At 69.0% G+C, this 21071-nt stretch carries 19 protein-coding genes; 7 read left to right on the forward strand and 12 right to left on the reverse strand.

All coding sequences use genetic code 11. The features are described from left to right. Positions 1–68: 68 nt before the first annotated feature. Together gmk and mihF are read right to left on the reverse strand one after the other, a co-directional pair. Complete coding sequence (gmk, locus tag ACJEIK_RS15835; RefSeq protein WP_110767687.1) at positions 69–623, reverse strand: guanylate kinase; 555 nt, start codon at positions 621–623, stop codon at positions 69–71. Between the two features lie 39 nt (positions 624–662). Continuing rightward, positions 663–980, reverse strand: a complete 318-nt coding sequence (mihF, locus tag ACJEIK_RS15840; protein ID WP_011894593.1) for an integration host factor, actinobacterial type — start codon at positions 978–980, stop codon at positions 663–665. 757 nt (positions 981–1737) lie between these two features. Between mihF and ACJEIK_RS15845 the strand changes: the two genes are divergently transcribed. From ACJEIK_RS15845 to ACJEIK_RS15855, 3 genes are all read left to right on the forward strand, one after another. Then, positions 1738–2115 (forward strand): hypothetical protein, encoded by a 378-nt coding sequence (locus ACJEIK_RS15845; protein ID WP_061006658.1) that lies wholly within the window; start codon positions 1738–1740, stop codon positions 2113–2115. 185 nt (positions 2116–2300) lie between these two features. Continuing rightward, complete coding sequence (locus ACJEIK_RS15850; RefSeq protein WP_064860661.1) at positions 2301–2663, forward strand: hypothetical protein; 363 nt, start codon at positions 2301–2303, stop codon at positions 2661–2663. A 116-nt stretch (positions 2664–2779) separates the two neighbouring features. Beyond that, positions 2780–3235: a hypothetical protein gene (locus tag ACJEIK_RS15855; RefSeq protein ID WP_064860662.1), complete on the forward strand. Its 456-nt coding sequence runs from the start codon at positions 2780–2782 to the stop codon at positions 3233–3235. 6 nt (positions 3236–3241) lie between these two features. Here ACJEIK_RS15855 and pyrF read toward each other — a convergent pair whose 3' ends face one another. The 8 genes from pyrF to ACJEIK_RS15895 all read right to left on the reverse strand — a co-directional run bounded on the left by pyrF (position 3242) and on the right by ACJEIK_RS15895 (position 13211). Beyond that, on the reverse strand, positions 3242–4021 hold the full coding sequence (gene pyrF / locus ACJEIK_RS15860; RefSeq protein WP_409429966.1) for an orotidine-5'-phosphate decarboxylase: 780 nt from the start codon (positions 4019–4021) through the stop codon (positions 3242–3244). Between the two features lie 26 nt (positions 4022–4047). Next, entirely contained in the window at positions 4048–7389 is a 3342-nt protein-coding gene (gene carB, locus ACJEIK_RS15865; RefSeq protein ID WP_133426671.1) for a carbamoyl-phosphate synthase large subunit, read from the reverse strand. Beyond that, positions 7389–8519 (reverse strand): glutamine-hydrolyzing carbamoyl-phosphate synthase small subunit, encoded by a 1131-nt coding sequence (gene carA, locus ACJEIK_RS15870; RefSeq protein ID WP_061006662.1) that lies wholly within the window; start codon positions 8517–8519, stop codon positions 7389–7391. Before carA ends, carB begins: the two co-directional genes overlap by 1 nt. Continuing rightward, entirely contained in the window at positions 8516–9019 is a 504-nt protein-coding gene (locus tag ACJEIK_RS15875) for a hypothetical protein (RefSeq protein ID WP_061006663.1), read from the reverse strand. The genes carA and ACJEIK_RS15875 overlap by 4 nt, the downstream gene beginning before the upstream one ends. Next, positions 9016–10299 carry a dihydroorotase gene (locus ACJEIK_RS15880; protein WP_409429967.1) on the reverse strand — a complete coding sequence of 428 codons (1284 nt, stop codon included), beginning with the start codon at positions 10297–10299 and terminating at the stop codon, positions 9016–9018. Before ACJEIK_RS15880 ends, ACJEIK_RS15875 begins: the two co-directional genes overlap by 4 nt. Further along, complete coding sequence (locus tag ACJEIK_RS15885) at positions 10296–11240, reverse strand: aspartate carbamoyltransferase catalytic subunit (RefSeq protein WP_267325448.1); 945 nt, start codon at positions 11238–11240, stop codon at positions 10296–10298. Before ACJEIK_RS15885 ends, ACJEIK_RS15880 begins: the two co-directional genes overlap by 4 nt. Beyond that, a complete protein-coding gene (gene pyrR / locus ACJEIK_RS15890) occupies positions 11237–11809 on the reverse strand; it encodes a bifunctional pyr operon transcriptional regulator/uracil phosphoribosyltransferase PyrR (protein WP_133426805.1) in 573 nt (190 codons plus the stop codon). The genes ACJEIK_RS15885 and pyrR overlap by 4 nt, the downstream gene beginning before the upstream one ends. A 97-nt stretch (positions 11810–11906) precedes the next feature. Continuing rightward, entirely contained in the window at positions 11907–13211 is a 1305-nt protein-coding gene (locus tag ACJEIK_RS15895; protein ID WP_409431709.1) for an MFS transporter, read from the reverse strand. 57 nt (positions 13212–13268) lie between these two features. On the opposite strand from ACJEIK_RS15895, the gene ACJEIK_RS15900 reads away from it, so the two are divergent. After that, entirely contained in the window at positions 13269–14483 is a 1215-nt protein-coding gene (locus ACJEIK_RS15900) for a serine hydrolase domain-containing protein (RefSeq protein WP_409431710.1), read from the forward strand. On the opposite strand, the gene ACJEIK_RS15905 is transcribed toward ACJEIK_RS15900, so the two are convergent. Further along, positions 14484–16154, reverse strand: coding sequence for a sulfatase-like hydrolase/transferase (locus ACJEIK_RS15905; protein ID WP_409429968.1), 1671 nt, complete (start codon positions 16152–16154; stop codon positions 14484–14486). Positions 16155–16202: 48 nt separating this feature from the next. Between ACJEIK_RS15905 and ACJEIK_RS15910 the strand changes: the two genes are divergently transcribed. Next, the gene (locus ACJEIK_RS15910) at positions 16203–17414 is read left to right on the forward strand and encodes an FAD-dependent monooxygenase (RefSeq protein WP_406783642.1); all 1212 of its coding nucleotides are present in this window, start codon (positions 16203–16205) and stop codon (positions 17412–17414) included. Here the strand turns inward: ACJEIK_RS15910 and ACJEIK_RS15915 are convergent. Further along, positions 17411–18415: an AraC family transcriptional regulator gene (locus tag ACJEIK_RS15915; RefSeq protein ID WP_234789773.1), complete on the reverse strand. Its 1005-nt coding sequence runs from the start codon at positions 18413–18415 to the stop codon at positions 17411–17413. The genes ACJEIK_RS15910 and ACJEIK_RS15915 overlap by 4 nt on opposite strands. 101 nt (positions 18416–18516) lie before the next feature. Between ACJEIK_RS15915 and ACJEIK_RS15920 the strand changes: the two genes are divergently transcribed. Together ACJEIK_RS15920 and ACJEIK_RS15925 are read left to right on the forward strand one after the other, a co-directional pair. Next, on the forward strand, positions 18517–19773 hold the full coding sequence (locus tag ACJEIK_RS15920; protein WP_064860672.1) for an amino acid deaminase/aldolase: 1257 nt from the start codon (positions 18517–18519) through the stop codon (positions 19771–19773). Next, a complete protein-coding gene (locus ACJEIK_RS15925; protein WP_061006670.1) occupies positions 19770–21068 on the forward strand; it encodes a D-arabinono-1,4-lactone oxidase in 1299 nt (432 codons plus the stop codon). Before ACJEIK_RS15920 ends, ACJEIK_RS15925 begins: the two co-directional genes overlap by 4 nt. Positions 21069–21071 lie beyond the last annotated feature (3 nt).

Below are 21071 nucleotides of genomic sequence, written 5' to 3' on the forward strand. Positions count from 1 at the left end.
TCTCCCGGCGTTTGGTGTGAAGATTGGCGTCGCTATCAGCGATATCTGTGCGGTTCTGCGCAGACCGCTCAGCGGCCCACCAGCAAGGATACCAATTCTGCACAGGCGGATTCCAACTGACTGTTGACAACAGTCACATCGAAACTGTCTTGAGCGGCCAGTTCGGCCCGCGCGGTAGCCAGGCGGCGGGCCTGCACCTCGGCGCTCTCGGTGCCGCGGCCGATGAGACGGCTCTCGAGCGCCTCCCAGCTGGGCGGCGCGAGGAAGACCGTCAGCACCTCGGGCATGGCCTCTTTGACGGCCCGGGCGCCGGCCAGATCGACTTCGATGAGGACGGGCCGACCAGCGGCGATGGCTTCCCGGACCGGGCGCGCGGGGGTGCCGGAGCGCTGCAGTCCCCCGTGGATTTCGGCCCATTCGAGCAGCTCGCCGTCATCGATGAGGCGCTGGAACTCGTCGGCCGAGACGAATGTGTAGTCGACACCGTCGACCTCGCCGGGACGCGGCGCGCGCGTCGTGGCGGAGACACTGAAATGCAGGTCGGGCACCCGCTCACGCAGGCAGCGCACGACCGTGGATTTGCCCACGGCAGAGGGGCCGGACAGCACAACAACACGGTTCATCGCCGTCCGGCCCCTACTGCTCGTCAGTCTTGCGTCAGATCAGGAAAAGTCGAACTTTTCCAGCAGGGCCTTGCGCTGACGGTCGCCCAGGCCGCGCAGACGGCGGGTCGGAGCGATCTCCAGCTCGGTCATGATCTCCTGCGCCTTGACCTTGCCGACCTTGGGCAGGGCTTCCAGCAGAGCGGAAACCTTCATCTTGCCGAGGACCTCGTCGGTCTCGGCGTCCGTCAGGACCTGCTTGAGGTTGGTGCCGCCGCGCTTGAGCCGGTCTTTCAACTCGGCACGTGCTCGACGTGCGGCAGCAGCCTTCTCCAACGCTGCCGCGCGCTGTTCGTCGGTCAACTGGGGAAGGGCCACGGGGTTCCTCCGTATCTCCGTCAAATAATTTCTGTCACGGCTGGGGTGAACCAGCCAGCGACGACGACCGTACCCACGCTTCCCGACAAGCGCTAACCCCACCCCCCGGGTAACGAAGCTAAAAGCCCAGCGTGTAGTGCGAACGGCGGCTCCGGGTGGCCGCGAAGTGCAAGCTCACCAAGGCCCCTTTCGAGGCGCTGCAGCCACAGATCTGCCTGCGTATCAAGGGTTTTGAGCACTCAGTGGGAGGACGGCCGATCCGCCGCGGCGCGGCCGGGCGCATTTTCGGGCCGCCGGCCGGGGTTCGTCAGGAAAATTTTCGCAGGTCACGGCGTGTCGGGCGTGTCGGTGCGGGGCCGAACGGGTCGGTGCACTGCCGGCGCGTCTGTCGGCCGATTTGGGCGGTCGGACCACCCAAATCGAGGGGTTTTTGCCGGTCCGGAGACCGGTTCAGCACCCCACGACGCGGCCGACGCGCCGTCGCTGCGCGCCGTCACGCAGACTCCGCAAACACCGGCCTGCGTCCATGCGCCGACCTGGCCGAGCCTCCGCGCATCGCCCCGACGACCGCTTCGTCATGAAACCGTCTCCCGGCCAATGCCTTCCATCCGAGCCAGGTTTCCCACAGGCAACAGTCAGCGCCCGGTGACCGAACCGTTGCGACACGCACAGCACACACCTAACGACGCCAAAGTGCGCGCACATTAGGCGGTCCTAACTTCAATGTCGTACCCATCACGAGGAGGACTGTGCAGCGATGAACTTCAAGCGAGCGTTGACCGCATCCACCCTGGCAGCCGGCATCGGCGTCGCCGGGCTGTTCGGCGTCGGCCTGGCCGGCGCCAATGCCGACCCGGGCTGCCCGCCGAACGCGCAGTGCGGCCAGCACGACGACCATGGCCGCGGCCCGGGTGACAACCGCGGTCCAGGTGACAACCGCGGCCCGGCGGCCCCCGTCGGCCGCGACGACAACTGGCACGACAACCAGGGCCGCGACTGGCAGCACCGCGGCATCGATGATGCCCGCTTCGATCACCAGCCGTTCGACTACAACGGCCAGTGGGTGAACCCGGTCTGGGACAACGGCCACAACGCCTGGGGCTTCTGGCTCGGCCCGATCTGGATTCCGCTGTGATCGACGCCCGCTGATCGGTCCCGCAACGAGACGGCCCGCCACGATGTGGCGGGCCGTCTCGTCATCTGCGGGACTGTGTTCCAAACAGGCTGCCGCACAACATGTTCCTGGCTGCACCGCCACGCACAGCAAACACCTAAGTACAGCTAAGTGCACGCCCATCGAACCGCAATAGCGTCAGCGGCATGAAGATCAAGCAGGCATTGACCGCATCCACCCTGGCGGCCGGTATCGGCGCCGCCGGACTGTTCGGCATCGGGCTGGCGACGGCTGGTGCCGACCCGTGGTGCGGGCCGGGCGCCCCGTGCTGGGGGCCGCACAACGATCACCGCGACGACCGCGGCGGCTGGCAGCGCGGCGTCGACTGGCATCAGGACCGCGACGGCTGGCGCGATGACCGTGGTCGCGATTGGTACCACCGCGGTATCGATGACGGCCGCTTCGACCACCAGCCGTTCGACTACAACGGTCAGTGGGTGAACCCGGTGTTCGAGCCCCGCTTCAGCGCGTGGGGCTTCTGGCTGGGCCCCATCTGGATTCCGCTGTGATGACCGCCGGCGCACCACGTCGGCAGTGCGAAAACTAGGGAAATGCCTGATTCGCGGGGCCCGGCGGCCCCGTAGCGTCCACCTCCATCGGCAGGATCGATTCGGAGGTGGGACACATGCGGTACAAGACCGAGCACCGATGTCTGCTGTCGCTGCCCGTGGTGTGGGCAGCGACGGTGGGCGTGGCCGGAGTGGTGCCGGCGCAGGCGGACCCCTTGCCCTACGGACCCGACACGTGTGTGTCGGGCTACGTGTGGCGGGAGGCGGGGCCCGGCGACCATGTCTGCGTGAAACCGGGTGTCCGCGACAGCACGGCACAGGAGAACGCCAACCCGGATCTGCACCGTCAGCCCGGCGGCGGCGCATACGGCCCGGATACATGCGCCAGCGGCTACGTGTGGCGGGAAGCGTTCGGCGGCGACCATGTCTGCGTATCGCCCGCCGTCCGTCAGCAGGCCTCGAACGACAACGCCAAGGCCGAGAGCCGCTACCAGCGCAACGTGGTCGACCCGTTCGGCCCGGGCGGCCCGTTCGCGGGCTCCCAGGACCGCGTCGAGGCCCACCAGAACTAGTCGGCGCTATTCCGCGAGGTACGCCACGGCGTCGCGAAGCTTCTCCCCCGCGGCGCGCACGGCCGCGACGTCTGGCCCGGCCCGCAGCACCTCGCGCGACACCGCGGGCAGCAGGGTGCCCGGCCGTGCGCCGCCGAGCCCGGCAAGTGCGTCCGGGCGGCCGCCTTGCGCGCCGACACCGGGCAGCAGCACCGGCCCGCCGAGCTGCGACAGATGGGGCACCTCGGTCAGCGTGGCGCCGACGACGACGCCCACCGAGCCGTCGGCCGCGGCGTTCACCGCGGCGACCTCGTCGACGATCGTCTGCGCCACGGTCCGCTCGCCGGCCAGCGCGCGCTGCACCGACGCGCCCTCCGGATTGGACGTGGCGGCCAGGACGAACACGCCGCGGCCATGGGCGGCCGCGACGTCGAGCAGTGGCTGCAGCGAGCCGAAGCCGAGGTACGGCGACGCCGTCACCGCATCGGCGGCCAGCGGCGAATCCCCCGCCCAGGCCTGCGCGTAGGCGGCCATGGTCGAGCCGATGTCACCGCGCTTGGCATCGGCCAGCACGAGCACGCCGGCCTCCTGCAACCCGACGATGGTCCGCTCCAGCACGGCGAAGCCCGCCGACCCGTAGGCCTCGAAGAACGCCACCTGCGGCTTGACGATCGCGAAGCCCGCGAACGCCTCGACGCAGATGTCGCTGAACTTCGCCACGCCGTCGGCCGACACGGGCAGGCCCCATGCGGTCAGGAGCTCGGGGTGCGGGTCGATGCCCAGGCACAGCGGACCCCGCTGTGCCATGGCAGCCCGCAGTTTGGGCCCGAAGGTCACTTGGCGCCCAACTGGCTGTGCAGCTCCTGCAGCGACCGCACCCCGATGTCTCCGCGGATACCGGCCTCGATGCCCTGCACCGCGGCCGAGGCGCCCTGCACCGTCGTCACGCACGGGATGCTGGCCGACACCGCGGCCGAACGAATCTCGTAGCCGTCGATACGCGGACCCGAGTTGCCGTACGGCGTGTTGATCACCATGTCGACCTCGCCGGCCTTGATGGCGTCGACCGCGGACATCGCCGGGCGGTCCGGGCTGGGCTCCTCGAAGTTCTTGCGGACGACCTCGCACGGAATGCCGTTGCGGCGCAACATCTCCGCGGTGCCCTCGGTGGCCAGCACCCGGAAGCCGAGATCGGCCAGACGCTTGACCGGGAACACCAGCGAACGCTTGTCGCGGTTCGCCACCGACACGAACACCGTGCCGCCCGAGGGCAGCGAGCCGTAGGCCGCGGTCTGGCTCTTGGCGAAGGCGGTACCGAAATCGCTGTCGATGCCCATGACCTCACCGGTCGACTTCATCTCCGGCCCGAGCAGCGAATCCACCTGCGAGCCATCGGCTTTGCGGAACCGGTGGAACGGCAGGACGGCTTCCTTCACCGCGATCGGCGCGTTGGGCGCGACGCTCGCGCCGTCGCCCTCGGCGGCCAGGATGCCCTCGGCCCGCAGCTCGGCGATGGTGGCGCCCAGCATGACCCGGGCGCACGCCTTGGCCAGCGGCACCGCGGTGGCCTTCGAGACGAAGGGCACCGTGCGGCTGGCGCGCGGGTTGGCCTCCAGCACGTAGAGCACGTCGTCCTTGAGCGCGTACTGCACGTTGAGCAGACCGACCACGCCGATGCCGTGGGCGATGGCCTCGGTGGCCTTGCGCACGGCGGCGATGTCGGTGCGGCCCAACGTGACCGGCGGCAGCGCACAGGCCGAGTCGCCGGAGTGGATGCCGGCTTCCTCGATGTGCTCCATCACGCCGCCGATGTACACCTCGGTGCCGTCGCACAGGGCGTCGACGTCGATCTCGATGGCGTCTTCCAGGAACCGGTCGACCAGCACGGGGTGTTCGGGCGAGAGCTCGGTGGCCCGCTCGATGTAGCCCTGCAGGGTCTGCTCGTCGTAGACGATCTCCATGCCGCGGCCGCCCAGGACGTACGACGGGCGCACCAGCACCGGGTAGCCGATGTCGGAGGCGATCCGGCGGGCCTGCTCGAAACTCGTTGCGGTGCCGAAGCGCGGCGCCGGCAGGCCGGCGGCGCGCAGCACCTCACCGAATTCGCCACGGTCCTCGGCGAGGTCGATGGCCTTGGGGCTGGTGCCGACGACGGGCACCCCGGCCTTCTCGAGCCGGTCCGCCAGACCCAGCGGGGTCTGGCCACCGAGCTGCACGATCACGCCGACCACGCCCGGACCACCGGCCCCGGACGCCTGCTCGGCGTGGTACACCTCGAGCACGTCCTCGAAGGTGAGCGGCTCGAAGTACAGCCGGTCGGCGGTGTCGTAGTCGGTCGAGACCGTCTCCGGGTTGCAGTTGACCATGACGGTCTCGAAACCGGCCTGGCTCAACGTGGTTGCCGCGTGCACACAGCTGTAGTCGAACTCGATGCCCTGCCCGATGCGGTTCGGGCCCGAGCCCAGGATCAGCACCTTGGGCTTCTCGGTCTGCGGCGCCACCTCGGTCTCGGCCGCGGGGTCCAGCTCGTAGCTGCTGTAGTGGTACGGCGTCTTGGCGTCGAACTCGGCCGCGCAGGTGTCGACGGTCTTGTACACCGGACGGATGCCGAGCCGCTCGCGCAGTGCGCGCACCCCGACCTCGCCCGCCAGTTCCGGCCGCAGCGCGGCGATCTGCCGGTCGGACAGACCGCTGTGCTTGGCCCGGCGCAGCAGGCGCTCGTCGAGCACGGGGGCGTCGACGAGTTCGCCGCGCAGGGCCACCAGGGTGGCGATCTGGTCGACGAACCACGGGTCCACACCGGACGCCTCGGCCACGGCCTCGACCGAACCACCAAGGCGCAGTGCCTGTTCGATGTCGTAGAGCCGGCCGTCGGTCGCGGTACGCAGCCCGGTCAGCAGCTCATCGAGCGTCTTGTCGGGATCGTCTCCGGTCCAGAATCCGGTGCGCTTGGTCTCGAGCGACCGCATCACCTTGCCGAGCGCCTCGATGAAGTTGCGGCCCAACGACATCGCCTCGCCCACCGACTTCATGGTGGTGGTCAGCGTCTGGTCGGCGCCGGGGAACTTCTCGAACGCGAACCGCGGCGCCTTGACGACGACGTAGTCCAGGGTCGGCTCGAAACAGGCCGGGGTCTCCTTGGTGATGTCGTTGACGATCTCGTCGAGCGTGTAGCCGATGGCCAGCTTGGCGGCGATCTTGGCGATCGGGAAACCCGTTGCCTTGGAAGCCAATGCGCTCGAGCGGGACACGCGCGGGTTCATCTCGATGACGATGAGGCGACCGTCGGCCGGGTTGATGGCGAACTGGATGTTGCAACCACCGGTGTCGACGCCGACCTCGCGCAGGATCGCGATGCCCAGGTCACGCAGCTTCTGGTATTCGCGGTCGGTCAGGGTCATGGCGGGCGCGACGGTCACCGAGTCGCCGGTGTGCACACCCATCGGGTCGAAGTTCTCGATCGAGCAGACCACCACGACGTTGTCGCGGTGGTCGCGCATCAGCTCGAGCTCGTATTCCTTCCAGCCGTAGATCGATTCCTCGATCAGCACGTTGGCCGTCGGCGATGCGGACAGGCCGTCGCCGGCCATCCGCTCGACGTCTTCCTTCGTGTACGCCATGCCCGAGCCCAGGCCGCCCATCGTGAAAGAGGGGCGGACGACGACAGGCAGTCCCAGCTCTGCGACGGTGTCGCGCACCTCGTCCATGGTGTGGCAGACGCGGGACCGCGCCGACTCACCACCGACCTTGGCGACGATGTCCTTGAACTTCTGCCGGTCCTCGCCGCGTTGGATGGCGTCGAAATCGGCGCCGATCATCTCGACGTCGTACTTCTCGAGGACGCCGTTCTCGTGCAGCGCGACGGCGGTGTTCAGCGCCGTCTGCCCGCCCAGGGTGGCCAGCACGGCGTCGATCTTGTTGCCGCGCTCGGCTTGTTGCGCGATCACCTTCTCGACGAACGCCGGGGTGATCGGCTCGACATAGGTGTTGTCGGCGTACTCCGGGTCGGTCATGATCGTGGCCGGGTTCGAGTTGACCAGGCTGACCTGCAGGCCCTCGGCGCGCAGCACGCGGCAGGCCTGGGTGCCCGAGTAGTCGAATTCGCAGGCCTGGCCGATGACGATCGGGCCGGAGCCGATCACCAGGACGTGGTTGAGGTCTGTGCGGCGTGGCATTACTTGCCCTCCCCTGCCATCAGGTTGGCGAACTTGTCGAACAGGTACTCGGCGTCGTGCGGACCGGCCGCTGCCTCCGGGTGGTACTGCACCGAGAAGGCGCGCCCGTCGAGCAGCGAAACACCTTCCACCACACCGTCGTTGGCGCAAGTGTGGCTGACCACGGCGCGGCCGAACGGGGTGTCGAACTCTTCCCCGGCTTCGCCTTCCAGCGCGAAACCGTGGTTCTGTGCGGTGATCGCGATGCGGCCGGTGGCCTGCTCTACGACCGGGATGTTGATGCCGCGGTGCCCGAAGGTCATCTTGTAGGTCGAGCGACCGAGCGCGCGGCCCAGGATCTGGTTGCCGAAGCAGATGCCGAACAACGGGATTCCGGCTGCGAGCACCTGCTGGGTGACCTCGACCATGTGGTCGGCGGTGGCCGGGTCGCCCGGGCCGTTGGACAGGAACACCCCGTCGACCTTGAGGGCGGCGATCTCGTCGAACGTCACCGCCGACGGCAGCACGTGGCTGCGGATGCCGCGCGCGGCGAAGTTGCGCGGGGTGTTGGTCTTGATCCCGAGGTCGATGGCCGCGATGGAGAAGCGCTCGGCACCAACGGGTTCGACGACGTACCGGTCGCCGGTGCTGACCTCACCGGCCAGGTCGGCGCCCAGCATCGACGGCTGGTTGCGGACGCGGTCCACGAGGGTGTCGGTGTCGGCCAGAGCCGGACCGGAGAAGACGCCGGCCTTCATCGACCCGAAGTTGCGCAGGTGCCGCACGATGGCACGGGTGTCGACACCCGCGACACCGACGATGCCCTGGCGCACCAGTTCGTCGTCGAGGGTGCCGGTGGCGCGCCAGTTGGAAGCGCGCGGCGACGGGTCGCGGACGACGTAGCCGGCGACCCAGATTTTGTCGTCGCGGCTCTCGTTGTCCTCGCCGTTCCAGCCGGTGTTGCCGATCTGCGGGGCGGTGGCCACCACGATCTGCCGGTGGTAGCTCGGGTCGGTCAGCGTCTCCTGGTAACCGGACATGCCGGTGGAGAACACTGCCTCACCCAGCGTCTCGCCCACGGCGCCGAACGGCGTGCCGGTGAACACCCGGCCGTCCTCCAGCACCAGCACGGCGGTCTGATCGCTCGTCACTTACTGTCCTCCTCAACCCATTTGGCCAGTTCGCGACGGTCGTCGCTGCGGAATCCGGTATCGATCTCGGTGCCCGACGGCAGCCGCCACCGGATGGCGAGAATCCCGTCGTACGTGAGCACCTTGCCGGCGATGGCCCGCTCGGTGCGGATCGCGGTGATGGATTCGTCGGGAATCCAGATCGGGCTGCCGCCCGTGAGCTGCAGCATGATGCCCTCGGGATACCGCGTCATCACGGCCTTGCTGCGAAATCCGAGGGAGCCCACCGCAATTCGGTCCTGCCAGCTCGGTGCCAGGGTACTGCCGACGTACAAGCCCTTGGTGGCCGACACGATCGCCGGCCCCACGGTGTCGGGCAGCGCGGGCAGCAGTCCGACGGCGCCGGCCTGCCGCTGCACCCGGTGCATCCAGCCCTTGAGCATCTGCCGGATCGCGAACCCGGCCAGCACCACCACGACCGCGGCCAGTACCAGGTAAGTGATCAGCGTCCCGGTGTTCATGCGGGGCTGACTCCGTCCCGCGCGGTGACCTTGCCGCGCAGCATCGTCAGGGTGACGGTGGCGGGCAGCGTCATCGACTCGTACGGCGTGTTGTCCGAGCGACTGGCCAGGCCGGTGCCCTGCACCGTCCAGGTCGCCTCAGGGTCCACCACGGTCAGGTTGGCAGGTTCGCCGACCGCGAGCGGGCGACCCTGGTCGGGCAGGCCGACGATGGCGGCCGGGGCCTCGCTCATCACGCGGGCGACGTCGCGCCAGCTGAGCAGTCCGGGCGCCACCATGGTCTCGACCAACACAGACAGCGCGGTCTGCAGGCCGAGCATGCCGGGACGGGCGTGGGCGAACTCGCACATCTTCTCGTGCTCCGCATGCGGCGCGTGATCGGTTGCGACGCAGTCGATCACGCCATCGGCCAGCGCCTGCCGCAGCGCCTCGGCGTCACTGGCCTCGCGCAGCGGCGGGTTGACGCGGTTACGGCCGTCGTAGTCCGCGAGCCGGCTGTCGTCGAGCAGCAGGTGGTGCGGGGTGACCTCGGCGGTGATCGAAATACCCTGCGCCTTGGCCCATTTGATCAGCTCGACGGTGCCCGCGGTGGAGGCGTGGCAGATGTGCACCCGGGCACCGGCATCGCGGGCCAGGATCGCGTCGCGGGCCACGATGGACTCCTCGGCCGAGCGCGGCCAGCCGGCCAGTCCCAGCCGGGCGGCGTTCGGGCCCTCGTGGGCGACGGCGCCCACGGTCAGGCGCGGTTCCTCGGCGTGCTGGGCGATCAGAACCCCAAGTCCCGCAGCGTATTCCAATGCCCGGCGCATCACCAGCGGGTCATCGACGCAGATGCCGTCGTCGGAGAACATCCGGACCTGACCGGCGCCGGCGGCCATCAGGCCCATCTCGGTGAGCTGCTTGCCGTCTAGCCCGACGGTGACGGCGCCGACCGGGTGCACGTCGACCAGGCCGACCTGCTGTCCGCGGTGCCAGACGTGGTCGGTGACCACCACGGTGTCGGCGACCGGATCGGTGTTGGCCATCGCGAACACCGCGGTGTAACCACCGAGTGCGGCTGCTGCCGAACCCGTTTCGATGTCCTCGGCGTACTCGCGGCCCGGCTCGCGCAGGTGCGTGTGCAGGTCGACGAAACCGGGCAGCATGATCTGGCCGGCGGCGTCGATGACCTCGTCGGCCGTCAGACCGCTACCGATTTCGGCGATCTGCCCATCGGCGATCAACACATCGACCGGATCACCCTCGCCGTACAGCCGGACGCCGCGAATGAGCGTGCTCACGCGATCACCTCCCGGCCCGCGCCGACGAGAAGCTGGAACAGCACTGCCATACGAACATGCACCCCATTCGAAACCTGTTGCAGTACAGCTGATTGCGACGAATCGGCGACCGACGAGGCGATCTCCATGCCGCGCAGCATCGGACCGGGGTGCAGCACCACCGTGTCCTCGCTCAAGCCGGCCAGGCGCTTCTCGGACAGTCCGTAGCGCACCGAGTACTCGCGCGCCGACGGGAAGAAGGCGCCGTTCATCCGCTCGGCCTGCACCCGCAGCATCAGTACCGCGTCGGCGGCCGGTAGTTCGGCGTCCAGGTCGTGCGAGACGGTCACCGGCCAGTCCCCGACCCCGACCGGCAGCAGTGTCGGCGGCGCCACCAGCACGACCTCGGCGCCCAGCGTCGACAGCAGCGAGACGTTGGAGCGCGCCACCCGGCTGTGCAGGATGTCGCCGACGATCACCACGCGCCGGCCCTCGAGACCGCCCAGGCGCTGGCGGATGGTCAACGCGTCGAGCAGCGCCTGCGTCGGGTGCTCGTGGGTGCCGTCACCCGCGTTGATCACCGACGGCCCGCCGTGTTCGTCGCGGGTCCATGCCGCAAGTTGTTGTGCCGCACCGGAAGCCGGGTGCCGGATGATCAGCGCATCGGCACCCGCGGCGCGCAGGGTCAGCGCGGTGTCCCGCAGCGACTCGCCCTTGGCCACCGACGAACCGGAGGCGCTGACGTTGATGACGTCGGCGCTCATCCACTTGCCGGCCACCTCGAACGACACCCGCGTGCGGGTGGAGTTCTCGTAGAACATCGTGATGACGGTGCGGCCACGCAGCGTCGGGAGCTTCTTGACGTCGCGGCCCAGCAGCGCTTCGCGGAACTTGTCGGCGTCATCGAGAATGGCCGTCGCCGCGTCGCGGCTCAGGTCCGAGGCGGACAACAGGTGTTTCACCGGGTGGGTCCTCCATAGGGCGCAATGGAGACGTGATCGTCTCCGCCGTCGGTCTCTGACAGCCGCACCTTGACGTTCTCGGTGCGCGACGTCGGGACGTTCTTGCCGACGTAGTCGGCGCGGATGGGCAGTTCGCGGTGACCGCGGTCGACGAGGACGGCCAGCTGCACCATGCGGGGGCGGCCGATGTCGCGCAGCGCGTCGAGGGCCGAGCGCACGGAGCGGCCCGAGTACAGGACGTCGTCGACGAGGATCACCGTCGCGTTGTCGATGCCGCCCTCCGGAATCGAGGTCGAGGCGAGCGCCCGCGGCGGTTTGAAGTTCAGGTCGTCGCGGTAGAGCGTGATGTCGAGGGCGCCGGCCGGCAGCTCGACGCCGGAGAATTCCTTGACCTTTTCGGCGATCCGGGTGGCCAGGGTGACGCCGCGGGTCGGGATGCCGAGCAGCACCACGCGCGGGGCGTCGGCCGCGTCGAGCGCGGTCTTTTCGATGATCTGGTGCGCGATGCGCGAGATGGTCCGGCCGACATCAGCGGCGGACAACAGTTCCCGGTCCGAGCCGCCGGGCACGCCAGTTGCATCGTTGCCTGTGACAGCCACGAGTACCTGACCTCCTTCTCCGCCTCTCTGGACGGGTCGTTAAAGGACGTCTAACTAGCCGCGTAGCTTAGCAGGCCGCCAGGGCGTCCTCGTCGGGCATGTCGCCCGCCGTATCGTCGAGCTCCGTCCCCCGGGTTTCGGGCAACACCAGCGTGCACACGATGCTGACCAGCACGAAGACGGCGATCATCAGCCCAACGGCCCAGCTCCCGAGGGCGGCGACGAGCGGGCCGGCGACCAGCGGCGGCAACGCGCCGCCGACGATTCCGGCGAGATTGAAGGCCATGCCGGCCCCGGTGTAGCGGTACCGCGTGGCGAACGTCTCAGGCAGGAACGCGCCGATGGGTCCGTAAGCGAGCCCGAAGATGCAGAAGATGGCGGCGATCGCCACCGCGAACCCGACCGGCGAGCCGGAGTCGATGAGCGGCATGACGAGGAATGCCCACGGCAGCGCCAACCCGAACCCGACCAGGATGACGCGCCGTCGCCCGTACCGGTCGCACAGCACCGCCGAGATCGCCGAGAACAGCATGAGCGACACCCCGGCCAGCACGCCGACCGACAGGATCAGCGTCCGCGGATGGTGGATGCGGGTGCTGGCGTAACTCATCAGATAGGTGCCGCCGAGGAAGCTCATGGTGAAGATGCCGACCATGCACCCGGCCCCGAGCAGCACCTGCTTGCCCTGCCGGCGCACCAGCTCCGAGAACGGCGCGCGGGGCACCGTGCCCCGCTTCTGCTCGGCGACGAAGACGGGAGTCTCGTCGATGGTCAGCCGCACGTACAGCGCCACGGCCAGCAGCACCGCGCTGAACAGGAACGGCAGCCGCCAGCCCCAGTCCAGGAACACCGGGCTCTTCTCCCCGATCGTCACGTTGGCGATCAGCACCACCAGATTGCTGACGGCCAGGCCGGCACCGGCGCCCAGCTGGGTGAACATGCCGTAGGTGCCGCGCTTGCCTACCGGCGCGTACTCGGCGCTCAGCAGGGCCGAACCGGCCCACTCCCCACCGACGGCGAAGCCCTGGAACACGCGCAGGATCAACAGGATGATCGGCGCTGCCAGGCCGATCGTGGCCGAGCTGGGCACCAGCCCGACGCCGACGGTGGACAGCCCCATGATCAGCAGCGTCGCGACCAGAGTCTTCTTGCGGCCCAGGCGATCTCCGTAGTGCCCGAAGACGGCGGCGCCGATCGGGCGGGCCAGGAATGCGACCGCGAAGGTGGCCAGCGACGAGATGGTCGCCATGGCGGGCGGCAGGTTCGGGAAGAACACCTGCGGGAAGATCAGCGCCGCTGCCGTCCCGTAGATGTAGAAGTCGTAGAACTCGATCGCGGTGCCGATGAAACTGGCGAACGCCACCTTGTTCATCGGTGTGCTCGGGGTCGACGGGTCTGCAGCCACGTTAGGCAGGCTAACGTGACCGGGGTGAATCTCGACGCGAACACCGAATCGGTCAGCGCGGCGATCGACACCGGCCTGCTGGCCGGCGCGGTCACGCTGGTGTGGCAGGACGGCGCGGTGCGGCAGGTCAACACGCTCGGCCACCGCGACGTGGAAGCGAAGCTGCCGATGGAGCGCGACACCGTCTTCCGCATCGCGTCGATGTCCAAGCCGATCACGGTCGCGGCGGCCATGACACTGGTCGACGAGGGCCGGCTGGCCTTGAGCGATCCCATCGCGAACTGGATTCCCGAGCTGGCCAACCCGCGCGTGATGACCAGCCTCGAGGGGCCGTTGGACCGGTCCGTGCCCGCGCGGCGGCCCATCACCGTCGAGGACCTGATGACGCATCGCGGCGGCCTGGCCTACGGGTTCACGGTGCCGCCGCCACTGGGCAAGGCCTACAACAAGCTGCAGTCGCTGCAGGATCCGGACCGCTGGCTGGCCGAGCTGGGACAGCTACCGCTGGCTCATCAGCCCGGTGACGCGCTGACCTACAGCCAGTCGACCGACGTGCTGGGTTTCCTGCTGGCCCGCGTCGAGGGCAAGCCGCTGCCAGATGTATTGGCGGAACGCATCTTCAAACCGCTGAACATGGTGGACACCGGATTCGCGGTGACGCACTCCGGCCGGCGCCGCGCGGCGACCATGTACCAGCTGGCCGCCGACGGCGATGCCCTGCGCCTGCAGCCCGGGAAGATGGGCCCGCCGCAGGTGATGCCGCCGACCTTCTGCGCCGGCGGCGGCGGACTCTGGTCGACCGTCGACGACTATCTGACGTTCGCGCGGATGCTGCTGGCCGGCGGCGAGGTCGACGGAGTGCGGGTGCTGTCGGAGGAATCGGCGCGGGCCATGCGCACCGACCGGTTGACGGCCGAGCAGAAGTCACAGAACTTCCTGGGCGCGCCGTTCTGGATCGGTCGCGGCTTCGGGCTGAACCTGTCGCTGGTCACCGACGAGGCCAAGGCCACGCCGTTCTTCGGTCCGGGCGGCCCCGGCACGTTCAGTTGGCCGGGCGCCTTCGGCACGTGGTGGCAGGCCGACCCGAACGCGAACCTGATCCTGATCTACCTGATCCAGAATCAGCCGGAGCTCAGCGTGGATGCCGCGGCTGCCGTCGCCGGCAACGCCTCGCAGGCCAAACTCCGTTCGGCGCGGCCGAAATTCGCGAAGCGCACGTACCAGGCGCTGGGCTTGTAGCTAACCTGCGCGGGCTGCGGTCAGCCGTTGCATGTCGGCCATCCCCTGCTCCTGGGCGTCGTGCATCCAGGCCGGCAGTGGTGCCCGCAACTCGGGCAGCACCTCGCCCTCGAGCAATCCCTGCAGCGTGGCCTGCTTGCCGCTGCGGCCCGCCTGGTTGTCGAGTTCGTGTGCGCCCGCGGGCGATTCGTAGTCGTAGAGCTCGTAGTCGATGCGGCGGGTGCGGTCGGCCTCCATGCTGCCGGGCTGCCAGTACGAGTAGCGGCCGAGCTTCGCGTCGGGTGTCCGCACAGCGACGATGTGGCTGGGTGCCGACGTCGGGATCTCGGTGGGCACCGCGCCACCGCCGAACATCTTCTGCACCGCAGGCGATTTCATCAGCGTCGCCATCTCTTCGACGGACATGTCGTCGGTCGCGTGGGCCACCCACGGGCGGCCCGTCGCACCGGGGTCGGCCGCGATGGCGGCGATGTCGCCGCGCGCCTGCAGGTAGGCGTAGCGGCTGTCCGACCGCCAGCCGTTGCCGCCCGCGGCGATGGTGAGCAGCAGCGGCGCGATGTCCACGCTGGAGGTGAGTTGACGCCGGCGCTCGCCTGGTTTGGGGGTCAGGTGACCGGCCGGGTCGTGGATGTACAGCGGCACCCGGATGGACTCCTCATAGATCGCCGCACCCTTGCCGCGCAGACCGTGCGATCCGGCGTACTCGCCGTGGTCGGAGGTGAACACGACGATGGTGTCGCGCTCGATGTCGGGACGGGAGGCCAGGGTGTCGAGGACGCGGCCGATCTGGACGTCCACCTGCTGGTGCAGCCACAGGTAGTTGTCGAGGCACCGGGCCCATTGCGCTGCCATGTCGGGACCCGAATACGGCACCGGGCCGGTCATCAGCGGCGACATGAAGTTCATGTAGTCGATCTGCAGTTGCGGCTTGCCGCGCCGTCGGAGGTCGTCGGCGTTCTCGAAGTTGACGGGCGTCCCGGAGAATACGTGCGGAACGTCGTCCGGCAGTGGGTTTCTCGGCCACCAGCAGATGTCGTGCGGGTTCACCAGGGACACCGTGGTGCACCACGGGCCGCTGCCGGCGTGGTCGGCGAACCAGCCGTCGAACTGGTCGACGATGCTGTGGTCGACCTTGAGCCCCTGGTTGGGGCCACCGTTGGGTGACGGGTACGTACCGCCGGAAAAGCCATGGGCGTCAAGGCCGTCCGGGTTGGTGTCGGCGATGTGACCCAGGTGCCACTTCCCCCACCACCAGGTCCGGTAGCCCTGGTCGCGCAGCATGGTGCCCCACGTCGGAAACCGGGGCGCCAGTGTGGATTCGGTGGGTCCTTCCCCGGTGTACAGGCACCCCGTCTGGTGCGAGTACAGCCCGGTGGTGAGGACGCCGCGCGACGGCGTGCACATGTTGGATGCCGAGTAGTGCGAGTCGAAAGACACGCTGCGCTGCCGCAGCCGGTCCAGGTTGGGCAGCAGTTCGCCGAGCTGTTTGGCATCGGGAAACCATTGGGGCGACCGCATCTGGTCGACGATGATCACCAGGATGTTGGGTCTGCCTGCCGACTGGCCCCGGCCCGCCCGCGACAGGAACTGGTAACCACCGATCCCCGCCGCCGCCACCCCTGCTGCCGCCGCCGTGCCTTTGAGGACTGTGCGCCGGTCGATGTCCGCCATGGGGCCAGCCTAGGAGCCAATGCTGTCAGTGCGCATAGGCTTTCGCACATGGGGCAACCAACGGTGTTGATCAGCGGCGCCGGAGTAGCCGGACCGGCCCTGGCCCACTGGCTGGCCGGCAACGGCTACCGGGTGGTCATCGTCGAAGCGGCGCCGGGTATCCGCCCCGGCGGGCAGACCGTCGACCTGCGGGGCGCGGGCCGTGAGGTGGTCACCCGGATGGGCCTGTTGCCGGCGATGACCGAGCGTTGTCTGTTTCAGCGCGGCATCGCCTGGGTGCGCGCCGATGGCACCCGGCGTGCGGAGATGCCGGTCGAGGCGTTCGACGGCAATGGGATCGTCTCGGCACTCGAGATCCTGCGCGGCGACCTGACCGAGGTGCTCTACCAGGCGACCCGCGACGTGGCCGAGTACCGCTTCGGCACGCGGATTTCCGCGCTCGAGGAGGACGAGTCCGGCGTGCGGGCCACGCTGACCGACGGCTGTGTGGTGGAGGCCGACCTGGTCGTCGGCGCCGACGGCCCGCATTCGGCGGTACGGCAGTTGGCATTCGGCGCCGAGGAACAGTTCATCCACCGTCTCGGCGGCTACAACGCCTGGTTCACCGCACCCGACATGATCGGGCTCGATGGCTGGTTCCTGATGTTCCAGGCCGCCGGCGGGCTCAACGCCTCACTGCGGCCGTCCCATGACGCCGCGACGGCCAAGGCGGGACTGGCTTTCCGGTCCGAGCCGCTCGAGTACGACCGCCGGGACCCGGACGCGCAGCGTGCGCTCCTGGCCGAACGCTTCCACGGCGCGGGCTGGTACTGCAACAAATTACTCAGTGCCGCAGCGCAATCCGATGATTTCTATTTCGATGATTTCGTCCAGGTACACATGGACACCTGGTCGGCGGGCCGCGTCACGCTGTGCGGTGATGCCGGGTACTGCGCATCGCCGCTGTCCGGGATGGGCACCAGCCTGGCCCTGGTCGGGGCATATGTGCTGGCCGGAGAACTCGGGCCCGCCGCGGCGCTCGACGCGGCCGGCATCGCACCCGCGTTACGGCGCTACGAGACGGTCATGCGGCCGTACGTCGACCGCTGCCAGGACCTGCCCGGCGGCCTCGACGGGTATGCGCCGATGTCCGAACGCCAGATCGCGGGCGCAGCGTCCGCCATGAAGTGGGTGCAGCGCTGGCCGCTGCGGCGGTACGCCGGCCGTAAGTGGTTCTCCACGGCCGAGTCGATCGACCTGCCGGACTACCAGCCGGCCTAACGGTCGTGCGTGGGCGGATGACCGGTCCATTTGATGTACGCCCGGCGGAATTCCCGCGGATCGGTGAATCCGACCTCAGCGGCGATGGCGTGGATCGGCATCGCGGTCTCGCGGACCAGGTACCGCGCGCGTTCGCTGCGCACCTTGTCGCGCAATGCGATGAACTGCTGGCCACCAGCACTGAGGCGCCGCCGCAACGTGCGTTCGGTGATGTTGAGCCGCTTGGCGACCTGGGCCATGGTCAGCGGATCGCGCACGCTCTCCCGCAGCATCGTCTCGACCGTCTGCACCACGTCGGTCGGCTGCTCACCCTGCGTCACCATGTCGCGGCAGGCGGCGACGGCGACGGCGTGCGTCGCCGGATCGGCGCGCGGTAGCGGCAGTGACCACAGCTGGCCCGGGAACGTCAAGCGGTTGGCGTCGGCGTTGAACAGGACCGGGCAGCCGAAGAATTCGTGATACCGCTGCGCGTAGACCGGCGGCGGGTAACTGACCTGGACGTACTCGGGTGTCTGCTGCGGCAGCTCCAGTACGGTCCGGACGGTGACCAGGACACTGCAGAACAGCTCCTCGCACAGGAACGGCAGCAGTTCCGGTTCCGGGCGGCGCTCGTAGGCACGCAGCGCGACCGTGCCACCGATCAGCTCGCCGCCGACGTCCATCAGGCTGCCGGCGCTCTGGTGCAGTTCCAGACCGACTGCCATTGCCGCGCCCAGGTTTTCGGCGGAACGGATGGCCAGGCCGAGCACGCCGAACGACACGAACATGTCACGGGCCCCGACGTCGATGCCCAGGCCGCGGTCGGGCATGGCACGCACGGCGCGCCGCAGCACGATCGCCGCCTGCCGGAACGACACCCGCGTCTCGGGCGAATTGAGTGTCGCGGCCGTCAGGCCCGCCGCCGCCAGCCACCGTTCCGTGGGCAGGCCGGCACGGTCGGCGACGTCGATGACGTTGACGAGCACCGACGTCGGGATGAGCGCCGCGCTTTCCCTGTCCACCCCACCTCCAACACGTGTCCGGTTTTCCCCCCATTGTGGTCACCGATGCCCTCGTGCGCACCCACCGACATGCGGTTAGCTCCCGAACCATGGTGTCGTCAATGCCGGTCGATCTGTCGGAATCGCTTTCCGCTGAGGGGTCGTGGGCGCTTCCGGAGACGTATTGGCCGGCATTGACCGACGCGACCGCGCATCTGGAAACGCCGCTGGCCGCGATCGACCTCGGCGCATTGCGCCGCAATGCGCACGATATGCGCCGCCGCGCGGCCGGGACACCGATCCGGGTGGCAGCCAAATCCGTCCGGTCGCGGACCATCCTGGACGCCGTCACGGCTCTCGACGGTTACGCGGGCGTACTGGCGTTCACGTTGCCCGAAGCACTGTGGCTGGCCACCGGCGACGAGGCGCACCCGCCGCAGCACGACGTCGTCGTCGGCTACCCGACGGCCGACCGCACCGCGATCGCCGAGCTGGCGTCGTCCCCGGAGTTGGCGGCTCGCGTGACGCTCATGGTCGACGACGTGGCGCAGCTCGATCTGGTCGACAGCGTCGCCGCGCCGTCGACGCGACCGCCGCTGCGGGTCTGCCTCGACCTCGACGCGTCCTGGCAGGCGCCGGTACTGGGACACCTCGGGGTGCGCCGCTCCCCCGTCCACACCGCGGCGCAGGCCGGTGCCCTGGCCAGGACCGTCGCCGCCCGCAGTGGTTTCACGCTGGTGGGCCTCATGTCCTACGAGGCCCAGATCGCCGGCGTCGGTGACGATGTCCGGGGTCAGGCCGCACGGTCGCAACTGATCCGGTGGATGCAACGACGATCCAAGGACGAGCTGCTCGAACGCCGCGGTCTCGCGGTATCCGCGGTACGGCAGGTGGCCGACCTCGAATTCGTCAACGGGGGCGGCACCGGATCGCTCGAATACACCGCCTCGGACCCGGCGGTCACCGAGATCGCCGCCGGCAGTGGACTTTTCGGTCCGCACCTGTTCGACACTTATCGCGGCTTCACGCCGGCGCCGGCCGCCGCGTTCGCGCTGTCGGTCGTGCGCAAGCCGGCCCCGCAGATCGCGACGGTACTGGGCGGCGGCTGGATCGCCTCCGGACCGCCCGCCCGGGACCGCGTGCCACTGCCGGTCTGGCCGCCGGGGCTGAGTCTGCTGCCCGCGGAGATGGCAGGCGAGGTGCAGACCCCGGTCACCGGAAAAGCCGCTGGGGCACTGAAAGTCGGCGACCGCGTGTGGTTCCGGCATTGCAAGGCCGGTGAGCTCAGCGAGCACGTCGACGCGTTCGCCATGGTCGACGACGGCACGACCGTCGGCACGGCGCCCACCTACCGAGGCGAGGGGAAGACGTTCCTGTGACCTGGACCAACTGGGGGCGCTGCGAGACCGCGCACCCGACGGAAGTGTTGCGGCCCACGACCGTTCAGGCAGTGTGTGACGCCGTCATCCGCGCGACGGCGACCGGCAGGCTGATCAAGGTCGTCGGGTCCGGGCACAGCTTCACCGGCATCGCCGTCGCGCCCGACATCCAGTTGGACCTGGGTGCCCTGGCCGGGGTGCTCGACGTCGACCGCGAGCGCAAGCGGGTCACCGTCGGCGGCGGAACGCCGCTGTGGCAACTGACGCGGCTACTGGCACGGCACGGACTCGCGCTCGAGAACATGGGCGACATCGACCGCCAGACCATCTCCGGCGCCATCTCGACCGGCACCCACGGCACGGGGCTGGCCTTCGGGGGTCTGGCGACCCAGGTCGTCGGGCTGACCCTGGTCTCGGGCACCGGCGAGCTGGTCCGCATCGACGAGGAGCAGAGCAGCGAGTGGCTGCCCGCGGCGCGCGTCGGCCTGGGCGCGCTGGGGATCATCGTCGAGGTGACGCTGCAGTGCGTGCCCGGTTTCGCGATCCACGCTATCGAACGCGTCGAGCCGGTCGACGACGTCGTCGCGACGTTCGACGAACGCTGCACGCACACAGACCATTTCGAATTCTACTGGTTCCCGCACACCGACACCGCGTTCACCAAGGCCAACATCCGGCTGCCCGCCTACACCCCGCTCGAGTCCACCAACCGGGTGTCGCAGTGGATCGAGGAGGAACTGCTCGAGAACGGTGTGCTGGGCGCGATCTGTGCTGCCGGAAGCGCGCTGCCGGCTGCGGTGCCCACCCTGAACCGCACCGTCACCCGGTTCCTGTCCGACCGTGAACACACCCAGCGCTCCGACCGGGTGTTCACCTCGCCCCGCCGCGTGCGGTTCCGCGAGATGGAGTACGCCGTTCCCTACGAGTCGATGGGCGCCGCCTTCGACGAGGTCCGCAGCCTCATCGCCGAACGCGGTTGGCGTATCAGCTTTCCCATCGAGGTCCGCGCCGCCGCCGACGACGAGAACTGGTTGTCCACCGCGTACGGGCGCCGCAGCGCGTACATCGCGGTGCACCGATACGTGCGTGACGATCCGACCGAGTACTTCGCCGCGGTCGAGCAGATCATGCGCCGCCACGACGGGCGTCCGCACTGGGGCAAGATGCACAACCGCACGGCGGCTGATCTGCGGGACAGCTATCCGCGATTCGACGACTTCCTCGCCGTCCGCGAGAAGCTGGACCCCAGAAGAACATTCGCCAACGACTACCTACACCGAGTACTCGGAGAATGAGGC

Source organism: Mycobacterium sp. SMC-16, assembly GCF_046250085.1.
GTDB lineage: Bacteria > Actinomycetota > Actinomycetes > Mycobacteriales > Mycobacteriaceae > Mycobacterium > Mycobacterium phocaicum.